At 43.8% G+C, this 22,782-nt stretch carries 22 protein-coding genes and 1 tRNA gene; 12 read left to right on the top strand and 11 right to left on the bottom strand.

The features are described from left to right. The first annotated feature begins 203 nt into the window (after positions 1 to 203). The 8 genes from MSSIT_RS08185 to MSSIT_RS08150 all read left to right on the top strand — a co-directional run bounded on the left by MSSIT_RS08185 (position 204) and on the right by MSSIT_RS08150 (position 7,958). Positions 204 to 1,181 carry an ATP-grasp domain-containing protein gene (locus tag MSSIT_RS08185; protein WP_048171525.1) on the top strand — a complete coding sequence of 326 codons (978 nt, stop codon included), beginning with the start codon at positions 204 to 206 and terminating at the stop codon, positions 1,179 to 1,181. Positions 1,182 to 1,326: 145 nt separating this feature from the next. After that, on the top strand, positions 1,327 to 2,316 hold the full coding sequence (locus MSSIT_RS08180) for a hydantoinase/oxoprolinase family protein (RefSeq protein ID WP_048174611.1): 990 nt from the start codon (positions 1,327 to 1,329) through the stop codon (positions 2,314 to 2,316). Between the two features lie 152 nt (positions 2,317 to 2,468). Next, on the top strand, positions 2,469 to 3,164 hold the full coding sequence (locus MSSIT_RS08175; RefSeq protein WP_048171523.1) for an amino acid kinase family protein: 696 nt from the start codon (positions 2,469 to 2,471) through the stop codon (positions 3,162 to 3,164). Between the two features lie 188 nt (positions 3,165 to 3,352). Beyond that, complete coding sequence (locus MSSIT_RS08170; protein WP_048171521.1) at positions 3,353 to 3,523, top strand: zinc finger domain-containing protein; 171 nt, start codon at positions 3,353 to 3,355, stop codon at positions 3,521 to 3,523. Between the two features lie 92 nt (positions 3,524 to 3,615). Continuing rightward, entirely contained in the window at positions 3,616 to 3,885 is a 270-nt protein-coding gene (locus MSSIT_RS08165) for an elongation factor 1-beta (protein WP_048171519.1), read from the top strand. Between the two features lie 63 nt (positions 3,886 to 3,948). Further along, positions 3,949 to 4,020 (top strand) — tRNA-Ala (locus MSSIT_RS08160). Between the two features lie 717 nt (positions 4,021 to 4,737). Beyond that, positions 4,738 to 7,548, top strand: a complete 2,811-nt coding sequence (locus MSSIT_RS08155; protein WP_048171517.1) for a PAS domain-containing protein — start codon at positions 4,738 to 4,740, stop codon at positions 7,546 to 7,548. Beyond that, complete coding sequence (locus tag MSSIT_RS08150) at positions 7,548 to 7,958, top strand: response regulator (protein ID WP_048171515.1); 411 nt, start codon at positions 7,548 to 7,550, stop codon at positions 7,956 to 7,958. Before MSSIT_RS08155 ends, MSSIT_RS08150 begins: the two co-directional genes overlap by 1 nt. A 971-nt stretch (positions 7,959 to 8,929) precedes the next feature. Here the strand turns inward: MSSIT_RS08150 and thiI are convergent. Further along, positions 8,930 to 10,168 (bottom strand): tRNA uracil 4-sulfurtransferase ThiI, encoded by a 1,239-nt coding sequence (gene thiI / locus MSSIT_RS08140; RefSeq protein ID WP_048171511.1) that lies wholly within the window; start codon positions 10,166 to 10,168, stop codon positions 8,930 to 8,932. A gap of 475 nt (positions 10,169 to 10,643) precedes the next feature. Here thiI and MSSIT_RS23040 point away from each other — a divergent pair, with 475 nt between their 5' ends. Continuing rightward, the gene (locus MSSIT_RS23040) at positions 10,644 to 10,817 is read left to right on the top strand and encodes a hypothetical protein (protein WP_156157324.1); all 174 of its coding nucleotides are present in this window, start codon (positions 10,644 to 10,646) and stop codon (positions 10,815 to 10,817) included. Between the two features lie 404 nt (positions 10,818 to 11,221). Here the strand turns inward: MSSIT_RS23040 and MSSIT_RS08130 are convergent, their stop codons facing one another. Beyond that, complete coding sequence (locus MSSIT_RS08130; RefSeq protein WP_048171507.1) at positions 11,222 to 11,668, bottom strand: hypothetical protein; 447 nt, start codon at positions 11,666 to 11,668, stop codon at positions 11,222 to 11,224. A 199-nt stretch (positions 11,669 to 11,867) separates the two neighbouring features. Between MSSIT_RS08130 and MSSIT_RS08125 the strand changes: the two genes are divergently transcribed. Then, positions 11,868 to 12,308, top strand: coding sequence for a universal stress protein (locus MSSIT_RS08125; RefSeq protein WP_048171506.1), 441 nt, complete (start codon positions 11,868 to 11,870; stop codon positions 12,306 to 12,308). A 199-nt stretch (positions 12,309 to 12,507) separates the two neighbouring features. On the opposite strand, the gene pspAA is transcribed toward MSSIT_RS08125, so the two are convergent. Both pspAA and MSSIT_RS08115 read right to left on the bottom strand, forming a co-directional pair. After that, positions 12,508 to 12,786, bottom strand: a complete 279-nt coding sequence (gene pspAA / locus MSSIT_RS08120) for a PspA-associated protein PspAA (protein ID WP_048171504.1) — start codon at positions 12,784 to 12,786, stop codon at positions 12,508 to 12,510. 2 nt (positions 12,787 to 12,788) lie between these two features. Next, positions 12,789 to 13,529: a PspA/IM30 family protein gene (locus MSSIT_RS08115; protein ID WP_048174610.1), complete on the bottom strand. Its 741-nt coding sequence runs from the start codon at positions 13,527 to 13,529 to the stop codon at positions 12,789 to 12,791. Positions 13,530 to 13,964: 435 nt separating this feature from the next. Between MSSIT_RS08115 and MSSIT_RS08110 the strand changes: the two genes are divergently transcribed. Further along, a complete protein-coding gene (locus tag MSSIT_RS08110; protein ID WP_048171502.1) occupies positions 13,965 to 14,705 on the top strand; it encodes a V4R domain-containing protein in 741 nt (246 codons plus the stop codon). A 72-nt stretch (positions 14,706 to 14,777) separates the two neighbouring features. Here the strand turns inward: MSSIT_RS08110 and MSSIT_RS08105 are convergent, their stop codons facing one another. The 7 genes from MSSIT_RS08105 to MSSIT_RS08075 all read right to left on the bottom strand — a co-directional run bounded on the left by MSSIT_RS08105 (position 14,778) and on the right by MSSIT_RS08075 (position 21,916). Beyond that, positions 14,778 to 15,473: a DUF2110 family protein gene (locus MSSIT_RS08105; RefSeq protein ID WP_048171501.1), complete on the bottom strand. Its 696-nt coding sequence runs from the start codon at positions 15,471 to 15,473 to the stop codon at positions 14,778 to 14,780. A 40-nt stretch (positions 15,474 to 15,513) separates the two neighbouring features. After that, positions 15,514 to 16,173, bottom strand: a complete 660-nt coding sequence (locus MSSIT_RS08100; protein ID WP_048171498.1) for a MarR family winged helix-turn-helix transcriptional regulator — start codon at positions 16,171 to 16,173, stop codon at positions 15,514 to 15,516. 123 nt (positions 16,174 to 16,296) lie between these two features. Beyond that, complete coding sequence (locus tag MSSIT_RS08095; protein ID WP_048171496.1) at positions 16,297 to 17,463, bottom strand: tRNA (guanine(10)-N(2))-dimethyltransferase; 1,167 nt, start codon at positions 17,461 to 17,463, stop codon at positions 16,297 to 16,299. A 24-nt stretch (positions 17,464 to 17,487) separates the two neighbouring features. Then, positions 17,488 to 18,177, bottom strand: a complete 690-nt coding sequence (locus MSSIT_RS08090) for a cupredoxin domain-containing protein (RefSeq protein ID WP_231590478.1) — start codon at positions 18,175 to 18,177, stop codon at positions 17,488 to 17,490. 421 nt (positions 18,178 to 18,598) lie between these two features. Next, on the bottom strand, positions 18,599 to 19,138 hold the full coding sequence (locus MSSIT_RS08085) for a cupredoxin domain-containing protein (protein ID WP_048171493.1): 540 nt from the start codon (positions 19,136 to 19,138) through the stop codon (positions 18,599 to 18,601). A gap of 662 nt (positions 19,139 to 19,800) precedes the next feature. Continuing rightward, entirely contained in the window at positions 19,801 to 21,042 is a 1,242-nt protein-coding gene (locus tag MSSIT_RS08080; RefSeq protein WP_048171491.1) for an MgtC/SapB family protein, read from the bottom strand. 217 nt (positions 21,043 to 21,259) lie between these two features. Continuing rightward, a complete protein-coding gene (locus MSSIT_RS08075; RefSeq protein ID WP_048171489.1) occupies positions 21,260 to 21,916 on the bottom strand; it encodes a metallophosphoesterase family protein in 657 nt (218 codons plus the stop codon). A gap of 162 nt (positions 21,917 to 22,078) precedes the next feature. Here MSSIT_RS08075 and trmY point away from each other — a divergent pair, with 162 nt between their 5' ends. Further along, a complete protein-coding gene (gene trmY, locus MSSIT_RS08070; RefSeq protein ID WP_048174608.1) occupies positions 22,079 to 22,714 on the top strand; it encodes a tRNA (pseudouridine(54)-N(1))-methyltransferase TrmY in 636 nt (211 codons plus the stop codon). Positions 22,715 to 22,782: the final 68 nt, after the last annotated feature.

Below are 22,782 nucleotides of genomic sequence, written 5' to 3'. Positions count from 1 at the left end.
TCTCCTGTATCGACCCATCAAATAGTCCGCTTGAGCGGAGCGAAAAGGACAGCGCACTGCAGAGCCGCAACTCTGCTGGCGCAGTTCGGCCGAAGCAAATTAGTCCTCTTGAGCGAGCTAAGCGAGCGAAAAGGACCTCGTGCTCCCGAAGCGAAACTCGGGAGACAAAAAATAATATAAAATGACCGGGTTTTTCTTCTCCGATGAAAATCCTGATTGCAGAATTCGCTGTAGGTACGGATATCGAAAAGTCCCTGATCCCGGAAGGGGCAGCTATGTTAAAAACACTTGCAGAAAGCTTTGTCCGGGTAGGGCATGAAGTGTACTATCCGTCTGCAGGTACGGAAATAGGTGCAGGCACTTCCTTGAAATCCACGGTTGAAAACTTCGGGCAGGTAGTTGAAAGGGAGGCAAAGAAATGTGATGCCGGACTTCTTATTGCTCCTGACGGAATGCTTCCCGAGCTGAACCGGGCACTTGAAGAAAACACCGTAAACCTGGGGTGCTCACCGGAATCGGCAGCCTGCTGTGCGGACAAAGTCCTGTGCACAGAAGTCCTGAAAAAGGCAGGAATTAGGGTTCCGGAGATTGCGGAAAGGGCTGAAAAGGGCAAAAAGTATGTCATAAAGCCAAGGTTCGGATGCGGGGCAGAGGCAACATCTCTTGTTACGGAATTCGAAAAAACGGAAGCTTTCATTGCCAATGATTGCATCGCAAGTGAATATATTGAAGGAAAACACCTGAGCGTAAGTCTGATTGCCGGGGAAAAGCCGCTTCCACTTACCGTAAACCGCCAGTTCATCGAGTTTGGAGAGAAAAAGGCCGGAGACGAAGAAAATTCTGAGAAAACCGGGATATCGGGCATAAAATACAACGGAAGCCTAACTCCCTACAGGACTCCGCGAAAAGAGGAACTCTATGAGACTGCTATCTCTGCAGTGAAGTGTCTGGGTTGCTTTGGGTATGTGGGTGTGGATATCGTACTTTCAGACCTTCCGTATGTCGTTGATGTAAATCCAAGACCTACGGCTTCTTTGTTCGGGATTAGCAGGGTTATGAAGGAAGAAATCGGCGACCTTCTTCTCAGGAACAGGTTTGGCGAACTCCCGGATTCCGTGCGGATCGAAGGGGAATATCACTTTTCGAAAGATATGCTTGGAGAACTTTTCGGAAAGAATTGAGTCCGGGAAAGTGTGGAGAATTAGAACCGGGTAAGGTGTGGAGAATTAAAACCGGGAAAAATGTGGAGAATTCGAGCAGATAAATGCGCGGAGAATTATGCGTTTAATATTTGCTGACCTGGAAATACACGGAAAGGAATCAAAAATGAATTCAAAAATCATAGGACTTGACATTGGAGGGGCGAACACAAAGCTTGCTTCTGCGGACGGAAAGATCGTAGAACTTCATTATCTGCCTCTCTGGAAAAATACCAGGCTGCCGGAGGTCTTAAAGGAGATTGCACAAAGGCTGAAGCCTGAAGGGGTAGCTGTTGTGATGACCGGGGAGCTTGCGGACTGTTTTGAAGACAAAGAGCAGGGTATTCGTTTCATAAAAGAAACGGTTGATTCGGCTTTCGGTTCTGAAAAGGTCTCATATATAAACAGTCAGGGAAAGTTCCAGAGTGAAGCTGATTCCCTGAGGGAGCTTGCTGCCGCAAACTGGGCAGCTTCAGCCCGGTTGATCGGAAAAGAGCTTGGAGATTGTATTTTTGTTGATGTCGGGAGTACCACAAGCGATATCATCCCTATCATATCAGGGGAACACAGAGCAGGGCTCACGGACTTCGAACGCCTGCTCAGGAGTGAACTCGTATACGCAGGCACCCTCAGGACAAACCTTGCCGCTCTTCTTGAAAAGGTAAAGCTTGAGAAAGGCTTGTGCAGGACCTCCTCGGAACTCTTTGCAACGACGGCAGACGCTTACCTCCTCCTTGGGAAAATCGAAGAAGCTGCATACACCTGTGAGACGGCTGACGGGGCTGGCAGGAGCAGAATAGATGCCATGCGCAGGATTGCAAGGCTTGTCTGTGCAGACCTTTCGGAGGTCGGGGACAGAGAAATCTGTGAGATTGCAGAGCAGGTAAAAGAGAAACAGGTCTCTACCCTGGCTGAAGCAATCTTCGAGGTTGCGGAAAGAAACGGACTTAACATGATTGTATCTGCGGGCCTGGGAGAGTTTCTGATTCAGGAAGCTGCAGAAAGGCTCGGATTCGAATGCATTTCGGTTTCCGGGCGCTGGGGAGAAGAGATTTCAAAGGTTTTCCCGGCATATGCTGCTGCTCGCCTGCTGGCAGCCGAAAAATCAGGAAACTGAAGCTCCAGAAAATTTGTCTCCCTTTTAGCTAAAATTTATTCCACTAAAAAATCGAACTCATTTCCCTTAAAAATCGAACCTATTTCCCTTAATAAGTGAGCCTTAACTGAAAGCCATTAATTGAGAAAAACCTTAAAGAACGAGAAATCTCCATGAAAACCATTCGGGTAGTTATTAAAGTGGGAGGAAGCCTTATCAGTGAAGCTCCGGCGCTTCTTAACAGGCTCGTAAAAGAATTTGGTTCCGGACATTCGGAAGCTACTGTGGATGAGCAGGTTTCCGATGAGCAGGTTTCCGAAAGCCCCCTTTTTTCCATCCTTATCGTGCCCGGAGGAGGAATATTTGCAGATGCTGTAAGGGGGGCTGACGAGAGGTTCGGGCTTGGGGACGATGCAGCTCACTGGATGGCTGTACTTGGCATGGAGCAGTACGCCTGCTACCTGCAGGACAAAAGCCTGGCTCAGGTCAAGGATTCGATTACAGAAGAACCGTCTTCCGGAGTTTCTATTCTTTTTCCTTACAGGTTGCTGAAGGCTGAAGACCCTCTGCCTCACTCCTGGAACGTGACTTCGGATACAATTGCTGCCTGGGTTGCGAAGCAGACCGGAGCCCTCTTCATTAAGGTTACGGATGTTGACGGGATTTTCAGGGAGGGAAAACTTGCCAGGGAGGTTTTTGCCACCGATTTCTCAGAAAATTTTGAGAGCTGCATTGACCCTTTCCTGCCCGAATTTCTCCTGAAAAACAGAATGGAATGCAGAGTTATTAACGGAAAATTTCCTGAGAGGGTGATTCGGGCGGTGTACGGAAAACCTGTACCCTGTACAACGGTAAAGGGGAATATTTAAATCGTATATCGTATATGACTAGGGAGAGAAGCAAGCCGTGTCCAAAAAGCATCATTATATTCAGTTAATCAGACTTATTGATGTTAACACAGGCGCCGAAAAAAGCAAGATCTTGAGCTTAAGAAGGGGCCTGATTCACCGGTTAATTCATTGCAGTTCACTATAAGAAATAATTCAGGAGAATAAAAATGTCATCACAGAAAATTGAATACTGTACCTCATGCGGTATCCGTCTTGTGGAGAAAGGCTATGTGAAGTTTCCCTGCCCTCAGTGCGGAGCAGAGATCGGAAGATGTATAAGCTGCAGGCAGCAGGGTAACGTATATACCTGTCCGAAGTGCGGATTCAAAGCTCCGTGATTTTGGCCAGAGTTTCAGAAGCTCAAGAAGCGCATTGTAAAAGCAGCTTGAATTTGTTCATGGAATCGTAATATATTACAAGAGGGATTGAAATGGGTGATGTTGCAGCAAAAATTAAAATTATGCCAGAAGGTATCGAAACCGACCTTGCGGAATTGAAAGAGAAAATAAAAGCCGTAATTCCTGCAATGGCCGACCTTCACGGAGATATTGTTGAGGAACCTATCGCTTTTGGTTTGAAGGCTCTGATTGTAACATTAATCGTTAATGATGAAGAAGGTGGAACTGAACCTGCAGAAGAAGCCTTTGCAAAAGTTTCCGGCGTCGAGAACGTTCAGGTTCTGGAAGCCTACCGCATCTGAGAAGGGAAAAAGAACCGGACAATGTGTCCGGAAGACTTTTTCATCATTCTCTTTTTCGTAAAAGGGCTCGTAGATCAGGGGAAGATCGTTACGTTCGCAACGTAAAGGCCGCGGGTTCAAATCCCGCCGAGTCCATTTATTTGAATCTGTTAATTAGACAGTTTATATCCTGTTAATTATTTCGGTCTTATTTCTCATTCAAATCTGTTTTTTAACGGGATCACCAGACATGCCGGAGACGGTATTTTTTATAAATTGATTAAAAATCCGCTTTCAGCCGGGAGGGTTTCATGGTTTTTTATCATCAACTGATACTTAAATTTAAAAATGTTGTAATTTATTTGTCCTGTCTTATGTTATCTTATTTTTACACAAATATTTAATATTTTCAGACTTTTTAAGCTCTTCCGATATATTTTATGGTAAATTTATCTTTTTAAACTGTCAAAAAATTGAAAACAATTAAATACAAATAACTCTTTTTAAATATTAGTGTGGTTGTCCCACGCTAAAATAACCCCCTCAGATGACCAGGGAAAGTTGAAGCTCCCCCTGGCCATCTATAATATATTTTTTAAGGATGAACTTTCAGTTGAACTTTTCTGTTTGTGCGGTATTTTTCGTTATCCCGATCCTAACTTTACAAAAGCCTGTGCTACATCATATACTTTTTAAATAATGGATACATAACAGAGCAACGTATATTTTTTTACAATAAAACTCCAGGGTATCGGATTGAAGGGAGTAAATAGCGGAAAAATGGGAAAGTCCGCAAGGCTATTTTTAACCCTGTTTTTAAACTAATATATTGTTCTCGCTCTACGATTCAGGAGACTAAGGAAAAAGTGAAAAATGGGGGACTGGAAGATTAAAACTAACGGATTTCCCGAGAAAAAAGAAGATATTGAAGAAGAAGAGGATAGGGAACTGGAGCAGGAAAGCTCAATAAAACTGCAAGAAAAAATAATAGAGCCCTTCCCTTCGGAGAATCCTAACCCTGTCCTCAGAGTAGAAAAGGATGGGAAAGTTCTTTTTGCCAATAGGGCAGCTTGTTTTCTTCTTGAACACTGGGGTATTAAAGAAGGAGGTGAGCTTCCTCAAGCCCTGAAACACGGTATAAGAAGGGCTTTTTCCCAGAAAACACCTGAAAAACTTGAAATCAGAATAGGGGAAACTACGTATGCCCTGATGCTCTATCCTCGTCCGGAAATTGAGCTCATAGACATTTACGGGTTTGATATAAGTTTCAGGGTCCGGGCTGAGGAAAAACTCAGGTCCTGGCATGAGAGGCTGGAAAATCTTGTTGAGCTGAGAACCCTGGAGTACATAGAAGCAAACGATAAACTTGCATGGGAACTCACTGAAAGGAAAGGTATTGAAAAGACCCTGCGGAACAATCTCCAGTTTCTTGAGACCCTTTTAGACAGCATTCCGAGCCCCGTCTTCCAGAGGGATCGGAACGATATTTATGTAAACTGCAACGAGAGTTTTGCCCGGCAAATCATGGGGCTTCCTAAAAAGCTGGTCATAGGGGGCTCCTTCTCCGAGTTTCAAAAAAAGATCCCAAAAGAACTTGCTGAGATATATTACAAACATGACAGGGAACTTCTCGATAGTAGGGGGAGCCGTTACTACGAGACCAGAGTTAACTGTGCTGACGGCGTAAGCAGAGACTTCCTGTTCCATAAAGCTACTTATGAGAATAGTTTGGGAGAAGTTGCCGGTGTTGTGGGTGTAATGCTGGATATCACCCCGTGCAAAGAAGCTGAGAAATTTTTCCGAAAAGGGGAGAAGAGGTACAGGATTACTGCTAAGCAGACAGGGCAGATAGTTTATGATTATGATGTTGAATCTGGAAAAATTGGCTGGGCCGGATCAATCCAGCAGCTTACAGGCTACAGCTCTGAAGAGTTTAGTCAGGTAGATCTGGAAGGATGGATAGCTCATGTCCATCCTGAGGATCGAGGAAGGGTCTGGGAATCACATGAAAAGTGTATGGAAAACGGGGGGAAATGTCTTGAAGAATACGGATTCAGAAAAAAAGACGGGAGTTACATCTGCGTTGAAGATGTCGGCATTTACCTTAAAGTAGGGGATAAAAGAGTTTGCAGGGTTCTTGGAGTAATAAAAGATATCACAGAGAAGAGATCCTCCCGGGGAAAACTTCAGGAAAGCGAAGAAAGGTTCCGAATAACTACCGAGCAGACAGGGCAGATAGTGTTTGAGCACGACCACGGAGATAATATGATTAAGTGGGCAGGAGCTGTCCAAGATGTCACGGGATATACGGCGGAGGAGTTTAGCAAATTCGACTATGCTATGTGGACAAACCATATCCATCCTAGAGACCGGGAACGAGTTCTTGGCGAACTCCGGATATTTCATATGACTGACACTAAGTTCCGCGTTGAGTACAGGTTCAGGAAAAAGGATGGAACCTATATTCATGTGGAAGATAGCGGGGTTTACCAGAGGAATGAAGAAGGAAGCATTCGAAGGTCTTTAGGTGTAATAAAAGACATTACAGGCATAAAACTGGCTTCTGAAAAACTGAAAGAAAGCGAGGCTCGATACAGGTCCTTCATGAAAAACTTCCGGGGAATTGCTTTCCAGATGGGAATCGACTTCACCCTGATTCTCATAGATGGCAATACGGAAGAAACCACAGGGTACTGCAGAGAAGAATTCTTCTCCGGAAAAGTTAACTGGTACCAGCTTGTCCATCCTGCAGATAGATATAGGGTTTTTGAGAATAGAGGGAGACTGAAAAAGGATCCCCTGCTTTTAATAGGGCATGAGTACCGGATAAGGCACAGGGATGGAAATATAAGGTGGGTTCGTGAGATTATACAGAACGTCTCCGACCCTTCGGACAAAAAGAGAATTTTACAGGGGACAATCTATGATATCAGCAAGCAAAAAGAAGCTGAAGAATCTCTTGCAAAAGTGGAAGAAATCCGTAAGAAGGAAATACACCACAGGATCAAAAACAACCTGCAGGTAATCTCAAGCCTCCTTGAACTTCAGGCAGAGAAATTTGACGATCCCGAGGTCCTCGAAGCCTTCCGGGAGAGCCAGAACCGGGTTGCTACGATGGCAATAATTCATGAGGAACTGTACAGGTCCCGAAATAACGAGACTCTGGATTTTTCAGCTTACCTTCAGAAACTGACTGCAGACCTGTTCAACTCATACATTGTCCGAAAAGGAGATGTCGGGATGCAGCTCAACATTGAAGAGATTTTCCTTGGAATGGATACTGCAGTTCCTCTTGGGATAATCATCAATGAGCTTGTATCCAATTCTCTTAAACACGCATTTCCATCGGGCAGGAAAGGTGAAGTTTGCATCAGCCTCTGCAGAACAGAAGAAAATAATGAAAATAAAAGTATAAGTAATATCATCAATAATATGGATTCTAAGAGTCCAGTCGATAAAAATATACAGCACATACTGGTAGTTTCGGATAATGGGTTGGGTTTTCCGGAAAACGTTGATTTCAGGAACACGAACTCTCTGGGTCTCCAGCTGGTAAATATACTTGTTGAACAACTGGAGGGTACGATTGAACTTGAAAATGATTCGGGGACCAAGTTCAAGATCTGGTTTAAAGAACCCTGCCAGTCATCTGAAAGAGTGTCCAGTGCCAAAGGGGAGATATAATGAAAAAAGCAAAAATTCTGGTTGTTGAAGACCAGAACATTGTCGCTCTGAACATCAGAAACAAACTCAAAAATCTGGGTTATACCGTACCCGGTACTGCTTCCACAGGAGAGGAAGCAATAAGAAAGGCGGAGCTGACAAATGCGGATCTTGTTTTGATGGATATCATGTTGAAAGGAGATATGGATGGAATTGAAGCCGCACGTGAAATAAAAGCTCGCCTTAAAATTCCTGTCCTGTATCTGACAGCTTATACTGACGATGAAACCCTTGAAAGGGCTAAAATGACGGAACCGGCGGGATACATTTCCAAGCCTTTCAAAGAAGAAGACCTGCACAGCAATATCGAGATGGCACTCCATAAACACAAAGCCGAAAAAAAAGAGATTGAATCCGATAGTGATGAATAAAACTTCTCAATATACCTTAACAGGGGTCCGTATCCGGCTAAAACCTGCAATAAATCGGATACATATTTCATGACAAATTCTAAAAATTTAGTAGCCTTTTTTCGAAACCCTTTAAAGGCATGTTTTAAGGTTGGGGAGTAAAAAGAAAGTCTGAACCTGCATAACTCTCAGGGAATTTCATAAATAAATTCTTCGCCTGCCTTAGAAACATTTTTCTCTGCTCATAAAACTTTTATAAACTCCCATTATCAGACACTAATAAAGTCCGCTTTCCTGAAATGTCTGCCTAAGAAATTCCAGTGGGAATTTTCTAGCGCCGGGAGTTCAGGAAAGTGACTAAATTAAATAGGAGCCAGAGACCACAGAAAAACCAGAATACAGGACCTGCTGTGCTTATAAGAAACTCGCCTTTTTCCGGATTATCAGGAAACAGATCGATATACAAAGAGCCGGCAGTCAGCAACAGAAAACTTATGATCGTAAATAAAAGCAAAACCGTTCTTGTTCTGGAAGCTATTGTATCTGAACGGGAAGTATCTGAGCGGGAAAAATCATTCATAGAATAGATTAGCAGGAGTAATGATAAATAATTTTTTAAATTAGTTCGTTTTGAAGAAAGTTAGGACTAATCCTGAAAAATACGAGAAAGCCTGGTCGGAGTCGTAGTTTAGGAAGATTCGGACCATTTCTCATAAAGAGAAGGGCGTTAACTGTAGTGTGAAATTTGTGATTGTGGATTGAACCTGTGGATTGAACTGGAGATTGGATGATGAACTCCATTGGATGTATAACGCCCAGAATATTAAAAGTAAGAAATCTTATATAAATCATTTCAATTTTATATATTTTTTAAAGTATTTTTTCTTGTATTATATATCTCAAAATATTATTTACAGGAAAACTGAATTAGAATAAGCTGGAGAATTCCAGCTCTATCGAACAGAATCCCTGTCCGAAAACTGTGCCTCGAATCAGAGCTTGAGGATTTTTACAGCTTTCAGGGCATCGCTAACCATGGTCTCAATCCCAAGCTTTTTCTCTTCAAGGACTATAAGGTCATAGTTTGCCTTAACTTCGGGTCGCTCCGGAACTGCGGTACAGGTTCCTGCCGGCCTTGTAGAGATATCGTAAGTTCCAATTCTGCGGGCGATATCCACGATCTCGGTCTTGTCAAAGGCAATTAACGGGTGATAAATCGGGATAGGAAGCTGGTAGATTTCGGCATGCATATTGGCCGCAGTCTGGGAAGCCACCTGTCCGAGAGATGAGCCGGTAATAATCCCGCTTGCCCCAACTTTTTTCATAACTTCGTAGGCTTCCCTGTACATCATGCGCTTGCAGAGGAGGCAGGTGTTTTTCCGCTCGCATGTCCCGATAAAAGCCCTTAGATTTGGACCGTGGGGGATCTCATAAGTTGTGAACTGTTGTCCTGGGGCCCAGGCCTGAAGCTGGCGGATGCAATCAAAAGCCCTTTTCCTTGCTGCATCTTCTGCGTAGGGAGAGTTATTGCAGTAAACAGGTGTAATCATTACCCCGCGTTTCATCATCAGCCATGCGGCAACAGGGGAATCGAGGCCTCCGGACATAAGCACTACCATACTGCCCTGCGTGCCAAGGGGTAGCCCTCCCACTCCTTTAACCGTTTCCAGATAAACGTAAGCCAGATTCTGCCGCATCTCTACAAAAATTTCCTTATCCGGAGAACTTAGGTTCACTCTGGGATGTTTTCCTTCTTTTTCAAGTGCGTTCCAGACAGCATCCCCGCATTTTCGCCCCACATCTGCTGAGGAGAACGGATGGTTTCCGCTTCTTCTTGCCCGAATGGCAAAAGACTCTCCTTCCCGAATTAGGCCTGTTCCAAGAAAGGCACAGGTTCTGGACGCGCTCTCAAGGTCCGGTTCCGTTACTAATGCAGGGGAAGTTGAAACGACTCCAAAAACGTCTGCTGCAGCTCCTGCTGCTTGCGGATCTGTTGTCTCGATAAATATCCTTCCCCATTCTCTCCGCAGAAGGGAATGCGGAATGTTCCTTGAGTCCAGCATTGCGGCAATGTTCTTCATGAGAATTTTCTCATACCAGTTCCGAACTCCTGTGCTTTTAAGGGCAAGCTCCCCGTATCTAACTATAACAACATTTGCCTGGCCTTCGGAACCCTGGCGAGAAGGATCTGAGTCCTGATTATCCGTATTGTCAGTAAAAGTATCTGGCATGTTCTGGCTATCTCTTTTTGTTTTTTTCTCAACGTCATATGTATTTTTTGAGTTTATCTCTTAGGAATTGCCTACCATGGATACTTAACGCTTAGGGTAACATAGCGTTTAAAGGTTTCAGAAAAAAGAATTTTTCTGGAAAAAATGGTACATTGCGGCAACCCAGAAGAGCTCAATGGGAACCTTTAAATACAGGAATATTCTCGAACATCCGGGAATTGCAGGGGCATATATGAAAGAATATTAAAAAACATGAAAAATTGCTCTTTTAGTTTATCATCGTTGATCGGTATAAAATATATACAGACCGTAATATTATTTTTGGAAAATCTATATAAGTCAGTACTTGCATAGAATTGTATGCTATTGTGTACTACGCACAATATCGAAGACATTGGGTAAGACTGGGTAAATATTGCCCAACTATCGAAACGACGAAAACAAAAAAGACAACCACGCCAGGGGTGGAGTACCAATGGATACTCTGAAGAAGCTTGCAGGGAAATCGATTGTAACAGCAATTGCTGCATATAGCCTTCTGCTGATACTGTTTCCTGTGGGCTGGATCGTTTTGCTCGGTACGACTATCGGAAAGCCGAGCCCAGAAGAAGGATCTGTCGAAGCGAGAATTCTTGGGGCAGACCTTTAAGTCTGAAACCCCGAGAGAAAAGGCATGGGTGTCAGAAACCAACAAGGAAGCCCTAAATGGATTTCTGGCCAACATTCTTGCCGCCCAGCACCGGTGTCGAAACAAACAAGGGAGTCCAAAAGACTTCTGGTCAACATTCGCACCACCCTCTTGCAATCTGAAAACTGGTTTCAAGCGGGTGTCGGAAACTAACAAGGAAACAGCAGTTTCAGGGAAGCTATCCGGCTACCTGCCATATCAAGAGGCGGATCTGGGAGGAACTGGATAAAAAAGATAGAAGCGGCCGTTTCTGGCTACATTCAGGCAACCCACTTTTTTTTATTCCAATATATTTTGTTCCAATATATTTTGTCGGAGTATTTTTCTATTAATTTTACTGCTTTGAACATATTTCTTATTAGTTCTTATGGCCTTACCCCAAACTCCAGTAACCTTCCCTCTCCATTAATGATTGTCTTTTTTCCGTCCTCGTAGACGTATCTTAGTGATATATTTCCATCCTCGCCGTACTTTGTCCAGACTGTGGTGTTTTTGTCCTGTGACCACATGTACTCGTATCCGGTATTGTTTTCTTCACTCCCTGTGATTATCATAGCTTTGCAAAGAGTTTTGTTTCCGAACTCTTCGGTGCCGGTAACTGTCATATTAAGGGCTTTTCCTGTTGTGGGGTTTTTAATCTGGACCTGAGACCCCGCAGGGCACCAGTTGCCTTCGGCTTGCTCGGAGATGTTGACATTAATTTCGGTTTCATTGCCCGAAATTGAAATTTTTGTTCCACTGTCCCCCAAGCAGCCTGATGCGAGAAGGACGGTTGTGAGAAATAAGATCAGAATTGCCTGTTTTTTTGACAACTTATATCACCTGGTTTTCATTTCCAATTAAAGATAAGGATTAGTCCATAAAAATTATTCCATTATTCCATCTGTGACCATTGATATTACCGAGAGGAAGGATGCAGAAGAAGCCCTGGAAAAAGCTGAACAATTCAGGATGAAATTTTAATATTAATACCTGCATATTTTAATTTATAAAAATAAAGGGGGTAGTTAAATGAGTGAAAATCTTTTAAAAAAAATTCTGATTGCAACGGATGGTTCGGAAAACGCCCAAAAAGCAGCTGCTTATGGAATCGACATTGCGAAAGTAACAGGGGCTCAAGTATATGCCCTTTATGTTGTTTCTACCGAGCACGCCGGAACTGCCAGGTCGGTTATGGGCTGGACCGATGCATTTGAAGAATATCTCGCAAATAAAGGAGGAGTTGCAACCGCTTATGTAGAAAAACTCGGAAAAGAAGCCGGAGTTAAAGTGGAGCCGTTGTACTTGAAAGGCGTCCCGGCTGAAAAAATCCTTGAATATGCAGAGGAGAGTGATATTGACCTGATAGTAATGGGCACACAGGGCCTGACCGGAGTCCAGAGGTTCCTGATCGGTAGTGTGGCAGAAAACGTTCTAAGGCACTCAAAAGTACCCGTAATGATTATAAGGTAATGTAGGCCCTCAAACTGCCAGTTATTTTTCCGATCGGATTACAAATTTACCAGGACAGTTTCCAGATTATCTGAAGTACACGGATTATCCGGAAGCTGTTCATGGTATTCAGTCAATTATTTTTATGGAAATCGCAGAGTTTTAAAGTATTTCAGCCCTGTTGAACTCCTCAACCCTGGATTTTCAGTTCTTTACAGCTTCAGTCCTCAAAAATCCCTGAACCTGTAAATACGGCTTTTGCTTCCTCAAGGCTCAGGTCTTCCGGGGGGACAATGATGTCGGATTCCAGAATTTCTTCTGCGCCAATTGCTTCTCCTTTTTCCTTTATCTCCGAGATCAGCTTTGAAAGTTCTTTTCGAAACTCCTCGGCTTTCTCTTCCGAAACAAGGACTACGATTCTGTTATCTATCTTGTTTAATTCCTCGCAGAGGGCTTCAGGTGCCCGGTACTGCCCTTCTCCAATGATCCGGATTATCATCTTCAGACCTCCTTTTTTTCTTCCCCAGTTTTCTCTTTTTCGGGCTCCTTCCCAGCTTCGGCTTTAAGCTTTGCAAGTTCGGATTCGACACTGGTCTGGGCACTGATTTTTGCAAGTTCACGTTCAATATCATCCTTGCTGCCTGTGAGGTCTTCGAGGGTGCCGGCTTCCATAAGCTCGTCAATTGCCTCGGCGCGAGCTTTCATCTCTTCGGTCTTATTTTCAGCTCTTTCAAGGGCAAGCCCCACATCTGCCATCTCTTCGCCTATCCCGGTGACGGACTCATTAATCTTCACCTGGGCTTCGGCTGCGGAGTACTGGGCTTTAATGGACTCTTTCTTTGTCCTGAAAATCTCTACTTTTGTAGAAAGCCTCTTCTCCGAGGAAACGAGCTTTTCTTCCTGTTTTTCTAGCTCTACGATTTCCCTGTCAATCCCATCAACCTGCTGCTGGAGGGCTGCTTTTCTCTCAAGAGCAAGCCTTGCGAGATCTTCCCGGTCAGCGGCAACCGCATCTCTTGCCTGTTTCTCAAGTTTTTCGTTGTTCTGAATCAGTTTTGCCCGCTGGAGCTGGAGGCGTTTTTTAGAAGTTGTCACTTCTGCAATACCTCTCTTTACGTTCTGCAGCAATTCCAGCTGCTTTTCATAGGAATAATCAAGGGTTTCCCGAGGGTCTTCCATTTTGTTAAGCACTTTGTTCATCTTTGATTTAAATACGGTTTCCATCCGTGTTAATAATCCCATGTGTTTTCCCCTTTGCTTTTTTAAAAATTGGTCTGTAAACAGACTGGCATATTTTTTCTTTTTCTGGTATGAAAGCACTGTGATTTGAAAGTTACTTTCATTACCTGGTGGATATTATTTGAAGAATTTCATGCTTCTTTTCCGGAGTACGTTTTTTGAAAAATCCTGCAATTTTTTTTGCAGTACCCTTTTCTTTCTGTACCTTTTCTTTCTGTATCTTTTGGCTGGAGTTCTATTTTTAGCTTATCAGTACTTCATTCTGTTCCTCTTTACTTTATCGCTTACTTCATCCCTCTGTTTTATTTAGTTTTGCTTTACCACCCCTTCTCCCTTTCTTTACATTATTTTATACCTGCATTATTATATTTTAATCATGATTATTCGTAGTCACGCGAACGTTTTATATATTCAAAACACAACTTATCTAAAGATATTATGGCAAAACCTGAGACCAGAACTGAATTTTTTTATACCGAAAGAGGGCTCATAGCCGTAGACAGCCCTGTTAAACTCCAGATCCTGAATTTGCTCAGGGAAGAGCCAAAATCGTTTGACGAAATTGTAAAATTTACGGCAAAAGCCAAATCAACCATTTCCGTTCATCTTAATAATCTCAGAACATGCGAGCTTGTTGAAGAAAATTCGGACCCCGAAGACCGGCGCAAGAAGATTTATTCCCTTACTTCCCAGTACATGGGTTGCTCCAAGGAGCCTTTTCCGGAGCATTACCGAAGCTTGCTGGAAAAAGTTGCTGAAAACGAAAATGACAGGTCCTGCTTTATGGGAGCCCTTTTTCATGTGCTACGATTCGGTTTTGAAGCATACGGTATTGATAATGCCCCTGTTGTCAGGACGATCGGAAAAGACATTGGAAAATGTCTTTCTGCTAATTTTGAATCAAACACCCCTGAAGCCCTGTTTAAGGAAATTGCAGCCTTTATGGAATTTCACGGGGACTGCCGGGTCTCGGTGCTCATGGGCGGTTCTCCTGCCCTTCAGATTGAAGACGACTTTAAAGCCAGGTTCATGCCGGCAATAGGAAAACCTTTCTGTGTTCTCAGAGAAGGCATCCTTGAAGGCGTCCTTAAAGGAAAACTGGGAAAAGAGTGCGGAGTCCTGGAAACCGAGTGTTATGGGACCGGGCACACCCGCTGCCTTTTTGAAATTACAATGTAAATTATCTTTTTCCATTTTCCATTTTTACATAATTATTTTTATCCCGAACTTCCAGGCATTGTGAAAACGAAATTAGCGGGAATCTCCGATTACGACTCCCATTTCGGATTTCAGGCGGGGCCCTATTGCTGCCACGATTCCGGGTCCGTCTGTTTTTTCACGGCATACGACGGCATGCTCAAGCAGCCCGAGGCGCTCGATTTCGTAAATGTCCCGGCCGTGCCCTGTCTTTTTTACCGCACTTTTAATTTCCGAACGGGTGGCGGCATTAATGATAACCCTGTCAGTACTTGCTTTTTTCCATCCCCACCATAGGTCAAACTGTTTTTTTGTAAAACTGGCTTTTATTTTTTTGTTAGCCTCAAATACCTCAACTTCAACCGGCAGGTGAGGGACCAGACCGAACCTTGATGCAAGCTGTTTTGGCTTTCCGCTGCCCAGGGCTTTAAGTTCCTCTGCTTCGATGCGCACAGGGATACCGATGTTGGCAATAAACGCGTCCTCCGTAAAAGCCTGAAGAAAACCCAGGTACACCTTCCCTGGTTCGGCTTTTTTTGCAGGACTTCCGTACCTGGATTTCAGGAGATTTGCCGATACCTCTTCATCTTCACCCTCAAGGGTAAACTCTGCCCAGTTTTCCGGGGTAATGGAGACCTCAACCTTTACTTCAAGGTCTTTTAATTCATTCTCAACCAGGCTTTTCAGGAGTTCAGCCATTCTGTCCCGCTTTTTTCCATAAATATGCTGAAGGGTCACAACTTTTTCCATTTTCTTCCTGCCGCTTTTCTCTCTACCTGGATCTGCCGTATTAAGTATTTTCCGGTTTTGGACCCTTAAGATAAGCCTCAAGGAGTCTTTCAGTCTCTTCCAGAGCCGAAACTACTGCTTCATCAACAGGGCTTTCAGCCTTCTCAACCTGGCTATGCAGTTTCCTGATATCCCGGCTGTAAGGGCCAAGTTTTCTGGAAACCATCTCTTTACTCTGTCCTTGTTCAACTGCTTCCCTGTGGATGCTCTCGATCTTATTTCTAAGGTTCCTGACCTTTTCAAGGATCTCAACACTTAGAAGGTCAAGCTCTTTTATGTTCTCAATTTCGGTTGCTTCTTTCGGTTTCTCTGATTTATTGCCTTCCGCCGCTTCGCCTTTTTCTTCAATTTCTTCTTCTGTTTTTTGTATTTCTTCGCTTGCAGGAGATTCTGCTGTAATTATGTTTCGGAACTCTTTAAGGGCGGTTTCCACTTCCTTTCCGTACTCAGTAAGTTCGACAAACTTAATCCGTCCTTCAAATGTGAATCTTATAAGTCCGGACTGCTCCATCTTCGAAAGAATTCTCGTGGTATGGGCAAAAGTCGAGTCTATCTCCTTTGAAATAACCGAAGCATAGGTTTTTCCCATCGAACCTATAAACAGCAATGCAAGAGTGGGCTTCTCCTGCAAAAATAGCTTTTCTACATCATCGTCGGACATGATATCACATTGAGTTTTTTAACGGATTATTTGCGGATCTGAACTCGGGCGTTTATTATTCTTTTATAGTTTATATAATATTTGAACAGGTTTCTGCCTCCGGGCTTCAAAGGAACATTCGCTTCAGCCGGAAAGTGCCTGGATTATTTTCTTTATTTCAGCAATGGGAGCATCTGTCCTGAACGAAGTCCCGCTGAAATGAGTCCTTGAAGCCTCAAACCCGTCGGCTTTAAGAGTCTCGATCAGAGTCTCGATCCCTGTTGCAGAAGCCCCAAGTTCCTTACAGATTACGTGCTGGTCATAGAACATGGGAATGTCGAGTTCGTCCCTGCAGAACGTAATTATTTTTTTTGCTTTCTCTTTCATGTTCAGAGGGTGCACCTCAAGCTCGGAAAGCGCCTCATTGCAGAACTCCGATTTTCTAAAAGGTCCGAGCCACAGAGGACCTGCAACCTTTGTCTGGGCTCCACAGGCAGGACATTCTTTCTCAATATGCACGGCAAGCCCGTAGACAGGGCCTCTGAATCCACACTTCGGGCAGTGAACGCTGAATCCCATGGATTTCAAGGTCTTGTCAGCCTGTCCGGCTCCGGGAAGCACTTCAAGGTAGCTGCGAACATAGTGCCGCGTGACATGTGAAAGTAGGGGCAGCATCCCTTTTTCGTGTTTTGCAAGTTCTCTGGCACAGGCTCCGAGGAGGACCCTTAAGCCCATCTCGCTGTGATACTCCGTATTCAGAGGTACGGATGCGTACTTTCTGATTCCCGAATTCAAATGGGCTCCACAGAGGGGAGCAGTATCTGTTGCAGTAACCGCGAGCATGCCCTGTGCCGAAGTTGCGGTTGCATCGAGGTAAGGCGCAGGGGTCCCGAACGGGTCGACATCCACGATATGGAATTTCTGCTCATGAAGCAGCACATTTGCATTCTTGCGTGTAGCCTGGGCTTTTTCCTCAAGCCCATTAATCTTTATATTTTCCTTTATCAGTTCAAACGCTTCAGGGTTCCAGTCATTCATGGTCGCATGTATTCCTACTTCCCCTGCAATCCTGAGACCCCGGATTCCTGATGCTGAAAAGGCATCTACGTAGCGGACCTCCTCTCTCTTCAAGTCTTTTCTCGAAAGAAGCCTCTTCACAAATGCTGCAGTTGCTGCAACATTGATATCCCGGTTCAACTCCATCTCCGGGTTATAGAACACCGGCGCTGCCGAGGGAGGGAAATTTGCATCCGGAGGTGGGACCGGAACCGAAATCTTTGTCGTCCCTTCCACTATAGTTCTACGGATCATCTGAAGTTGCTATACTTTGTGATATTATTTTACCGTGATGGTCATCTGCATGTTCGGATACCCATTTGCACTGAAACTGTAGCTTCCGTTTTCAGTAAACGTATAGTTCAGGGTATTTCCGTATCCAAGCTGTTGATCCTCAAAAAGCTCCTCTTCACTACTCAGGGTAAAAACATCGGATTCATCGAAATTTCTCCACACAACCGTATCCCCTTCATTTATCTCCAGTTCGGAGGGAATAAAGAGATAATTCTTGAGCCTTACAAGGTAAGTTTCCGGCTCGGTTTCCTCAGGCTGCACTGTCCCTGTTTCTTCCTCTTCACCGGTCACGTTTTCGGTTTGTTCCTCTTCAATTCCGGACTCAAGACCCGGAGTTACTGTTTCCTCGGGCGTTTCGTCCTCTTCAGCCGTTTCTGTTTCTTGCGGCGTCTCTGCTTCTTCTAATGTTTCCGTTTCTTCAGATGTTTCCGTTTCTTCAGATGTTTCCGTTTCTTCAGATGTTTCCGTTTCTTCAGATGTTTCCGTTTCTTCTGGTGTTATTGCCTCTTGCGGTGTCTCCACTCCTGTTGGTTGCTGTGTTCCTCCTGAAGTGCCACCCGAACCCCCGGAATCCCCCATGGCTTCTTCTCGCTCCTGATTTCCTCCCCACCAGTTCATGTAGGCAAACACTAATACTGCCAGGACTACGAGGAGCAGAATGAGTTTTTTTATCACTATTATTTCCCCCCTGTGTAAGTTTTCCTTTTTTACTCCCAATCCAATATAATCCTCATTAAATAATAATACTTTCTTATATTAAGCCTTGTTTTAAAAAATAGTTTGTTTGTAGGCGATTTTGCCACTTCTGACCTGAGAAACGACTTTCTGAAAAAATAGTTAATCGGCTAATTGGCTGGCCTATCAGCTATTTATTGGCTGATTTTTTGCTTCCGGGCCTTTTTCTTCAGGAGGAAGAGGTAGAAAGATCATGGAAATAGGGTCGGGAAGGTTCAAAAATCAAAATAAGCAGGAAAGTTCGGAAGCTAAAAAAAAGTGAATTTACTGGAAAGTTTTGCTTACTTTCCAGATAGCCGTACATGCCTTTTGAGTTATCCTATCTCTCGGTCCCTTCGAAAAATTTCTTCAGGTAATTTTTTCAGGGTTCGCTCACAGTTATATTTACACTCATTTTTGGTTGCCCGACAACGGTAAAGTTGTAAGCTCCTGTTTCATTGAAAGTGTAGGGAAAGGAACGCCTGTACACAAGGCTCTCGTTTTCAAAGAGGCCCTGTTCGCTAACAAGGGTAAAGACTCTCCTTGGGCTGTCCTGATAGTTCATCCAGGCAACCGTTTCCCCCTGTTTAATGTTCAGGCTTGTGGGATATGCTCTGTAACTAACAAGCCTTACGAGATAGGGAGTTGTCTTTATATTGGATGTGTTAATAGTCGGTCCTTCTTCTGTTTCATTTTCAACCGGAGTTACTACTTCTGTTTCATTTTCCTCCGGGGTTTCAACTTCTTCCTCGGTCTCCGTTACTTCCGGGGTTTCGGTTTCTTCTGGAGTTGAAACTTCCTCCGGGGTTACGGTTTCTTCAGGTGTCACGTTTTCTTCCGGGGAGGTTTCTTCATTTCCAGCGCATCCCGAGAATAAAACTGCGCTTAAAACTAGAAGCAGAACAATGATTTTTGCTTTCATTTTATTCCCCATGATCTCTTTTGGTTATGGAATTAGAACTCTACAGAAATAATTCCAAGTTCCATACAATTTTTTTAATGTAATTCCAAATTCAATTCAGTTTTTTTGATGTTTTACTTTAAAGTCTCTAAATCTTTCGAATATTAGTTTTTTATTCTTGTTTATTTAATATCTAATGTTATTTAATCTTAAGTTCCTGCTTTAATGGACTTTTCAAGCTTTCAGCTTTGTCTGTACATTCAAGTACATATAAATATATTTTTGTATTTTTCTTTTATATTGCCTGTTTTCAAGGCAAAATTCTTTATGAAATCTAAGTGCTTTGCTTCCATATAAAGATATTTTAGACTTCTTCGGTCACAATTCGAGCCGGGATAAAACTGTTTTCACATCAAACACTTCTCACCTTAAGAAGTTCTTTAAAAATCTAAACAACCCACACAATACCTTAGATATCCTACATATTGATGTAAAAAAGTAAGTTCGGCCATAAAAAAAATCTTTCCAGAGCTTGTCCTCGCTTACAAGGACAAAGATTCTTTTTGGCTTGTTCAGGTTGCGCCATATAACTGTATCATACTGGTTTGTTTTGAAAAGATGAAAACTCCTATTAATGATATGAAGGCGCCTTAATACCCCTTATTCTCTCTTTTTGCTTTCTCTCACCGGATGTTCCATAAAAGCAAAGCAATGGTTCCGGTTAATGCAATGATTCCGAATGCTTTTTTGGAGAGGGAAAATAGGTTTTCAGAACCTGATATTCTTGAAAGCAAAATTTTATTTAGAGTACTTATGATGCTTGCGAGCACTGCAGTGTTTGCTGCGACTTCGTAAGAGATATTTCCGTTTACGGCAAGGAGGGCTACGGAGACTATCACTCCTGAACTGCTGACAAGCGCGCCGAGGGCGGTTACGTATATGCCGGCAGTCCCTGCAAAGTCATAGGCATAGTTTCCTATGATAAGAATAAGGGTAAAGGCAATGCCGAATTTAAACGCCTGTCCCAGAGAGAAAGGAGACCGGATCTTAAGTTCTCCCCCATCTATAGAGCAGAATTTCTTACTGTGCCTGAGGACTATTACTATGGAAACGGCAATGAGTACAAGCTGGGGAGGGAGCATAAGCAGGGTTATCTTTCCTTTCGGGTCAACTATAAAGGCGAGTATAAGGTTTCGAATGAGCATGGAAATATTGCAGAGTAGAATTCCCGTAAGGACAGGATCGGCCATTGTCTCTGTTTTTTTTGAGAGCCCTGCAAGGGCTCCTGTGGTAGCTTCACTGTTAATAAAGCCCCCCAGAAAGCCCGAATAACAGAGGCCGCGTTTTGCCCCGAACTTTCTCAGGAGGACATAACTTAAGAAACTGATCAGGGAAACAAGAATCACAATCAGAATTGCAGACCTGAGGTTTACAAGCCCGAGGATTTTTTTTTCCGGCATCACCGGATAAAGTATGAAGGCGACAGCCAGAAACTGTACGGCATTGAAAAGCTCTTCTTTTGTCAGGCTCCCCGCGAACTGGTGGAGGGGCTGCTTCTGGATCAGGAGAAAAGCTACGACTATTGAGGAGACTATGGCAAACATGCCATAGTTATAGCCAACAAGGACTCCCATCACGAAAATAAAGAAGAGGGTGATAGGACTTGTAACCCCTATCCGCCTGTAGAGAAATATCTTGGAATAGGTAATTATGGAACAGATAGCTGCAAAGAAAAGCGTGGCTACGTACACGAAACCGGGACCTGCCGATTCGCTTGCAAGAGCAACCAGCATGCCTGTTATGCAGGTTATGCTGTAACTCCTGACTCCTGCAAAAATCTCGTGTTCCAGGCCTCTGTGCTCCCTTTCCACACCTACCAGGATCCCTATCAAAAAGGCAATGGCAAGTTTTGTCAGGAATTCCACAAAAACCGGGTCGAAACCGAAATCGTTGATTACGTCCGTAGCTAAACCTCTTATCTTTTTTTAGCTGTATGTCCCATATTCTATAAAACAAAATATAATTATATAGTAAGGATGTTCTTGCTAATGAATATACTCCTCAAAGGAGAAAAAGGTTCAGAGTGTACGGAAATATCCAATAATTTATCCCAGTGCCTCTGAATGTCCGAACAGAACTTTTTCAGACTTCCACTAATTCAACTTCGATGGGCTTTTTTCCGTTTTCTTCAATCTCTATAAGGGCACAGGCTCCTTTGCAGGCTTCTCCGGGGTTTACGACAATGGTTTTCCCGACTTTTTCCATACCTTTTGCTTCATGGATGTGCCCGCAGACGATCAGGTCAACCCTGTCCAAGAATTTCTGGATGGATTTGCTGCCCACATGCCCGAAAGGGAGTTCGTCCCTTGCTCCGAGGGGAGGGGCGTGAGTCAGGAGCACTATTGTCCCGCATTCCCCTGAATTTTCGGCGGAGCAGACCATTCCTTCAAGGGCATTTTCAATTTCTTCTTCGGAAAGCTCAAATGGTGTGTTAAAAGGAGTGGGGTTTGAGCCTCCAATCCCGATAAACCGGATTTTTCCAATCTGTTCGGCTTTTCCATGAAGGTTTACGGCTTTTGAATTTTCAAGGGCTTCGAGGATGGTCCTCTGGTCGCAGTTCCCGGGAATTGCAAGCAAGGGCTTATCAAACATCTCAGCCAGTTCATCCACCTGTTCATCGGGCCCGAAATTGGTAATGTCTCCGACTACCACGGCAAGGTCAAAGTCCCCGGCTTTTTCTATGATCTGTTTCATCTTCGAGTAGTCCCCATGGGGGTCGGAAATTGCGAGTATCTTCATCCGTATCCCATCCTTAATGATTTATTTAATTCTCTTATCGTTAAATTATAATTTTTTAGTTCTTGTTTGAATTCTTAGATACAATCTCTTTTACACTTTCGTTATGTGTTTTTCTGTGAACATGCACACATCTTTTATATCCCTTACGTAATATACTGCCGCATGCGTGATATCGTTATCATAGGGCACAAAGCAAAGACGAGCGGCGATTTTTCTTTAAACGACCTCCCGGGGTCTGCAGGAAGAATGGATATACTCTGCCGCTGCGTAAGTTCTGCCCTTTTTCTCTCTTTCGGAATGCGCAGGGATGTAAACGTTCACCTGCTCCTTCTGGGAGATCCTGAGCCCGGAAAAATTATCCGATTCGAAGGCCTCCACCTGAGGTACCTCAACCCGGATGAAAGAAGCAGCGGGTCTCTGATCCAGAAAGCCCTTCAGAAAAACATAACCGAAAGAGACATCCGGTCAACTCCCGGGGTCTGGATCCGGAACGGAGACTTAAATACCCTGCTGGCTTCTTTTGAAGGGAGGACCCTCCTCTACCTTCGGGAAGACGGCGAGGATATCCGGGGACTTGCGGGAGAAATCCGGGACCCTGTCTTTATCCTGGGCGACCATACAGGCGTTACGGAAGAAGAGGAAAAACAGCTCCTAGAAGCCGGAGCAAAAATTATCTCTGTTGGGCCTATTTCCCTTCACTCCAACCACTGTATAACCCTTATCCACAATGAACTGGACAGGGCCGAAGCGGAAAGAGGGGAAATTCCGGGAGGGGAAAAATTAAGGGTTAAGGAATAAGCTCCGGTTTTTTCCAATTATAATCCAAAAAGTTATATTACACTTCCCTGTATCAGGATAGAAACTTA

Source organism: Methanosarcina siciliae T4/M (assembly GCF_000970085.1).
In the GTDB taxonomy this organism is placed as follows: domain Archaea; phylum Halobacteriota; class Methanosarcinia; order Methanosarcinales; family Methanosarcinaceae; genus Methanosarcina; species Methanosarcina siciliae.
This window is presented reverse-complemented; position numbering and strand designations above follow the sequence as displayed.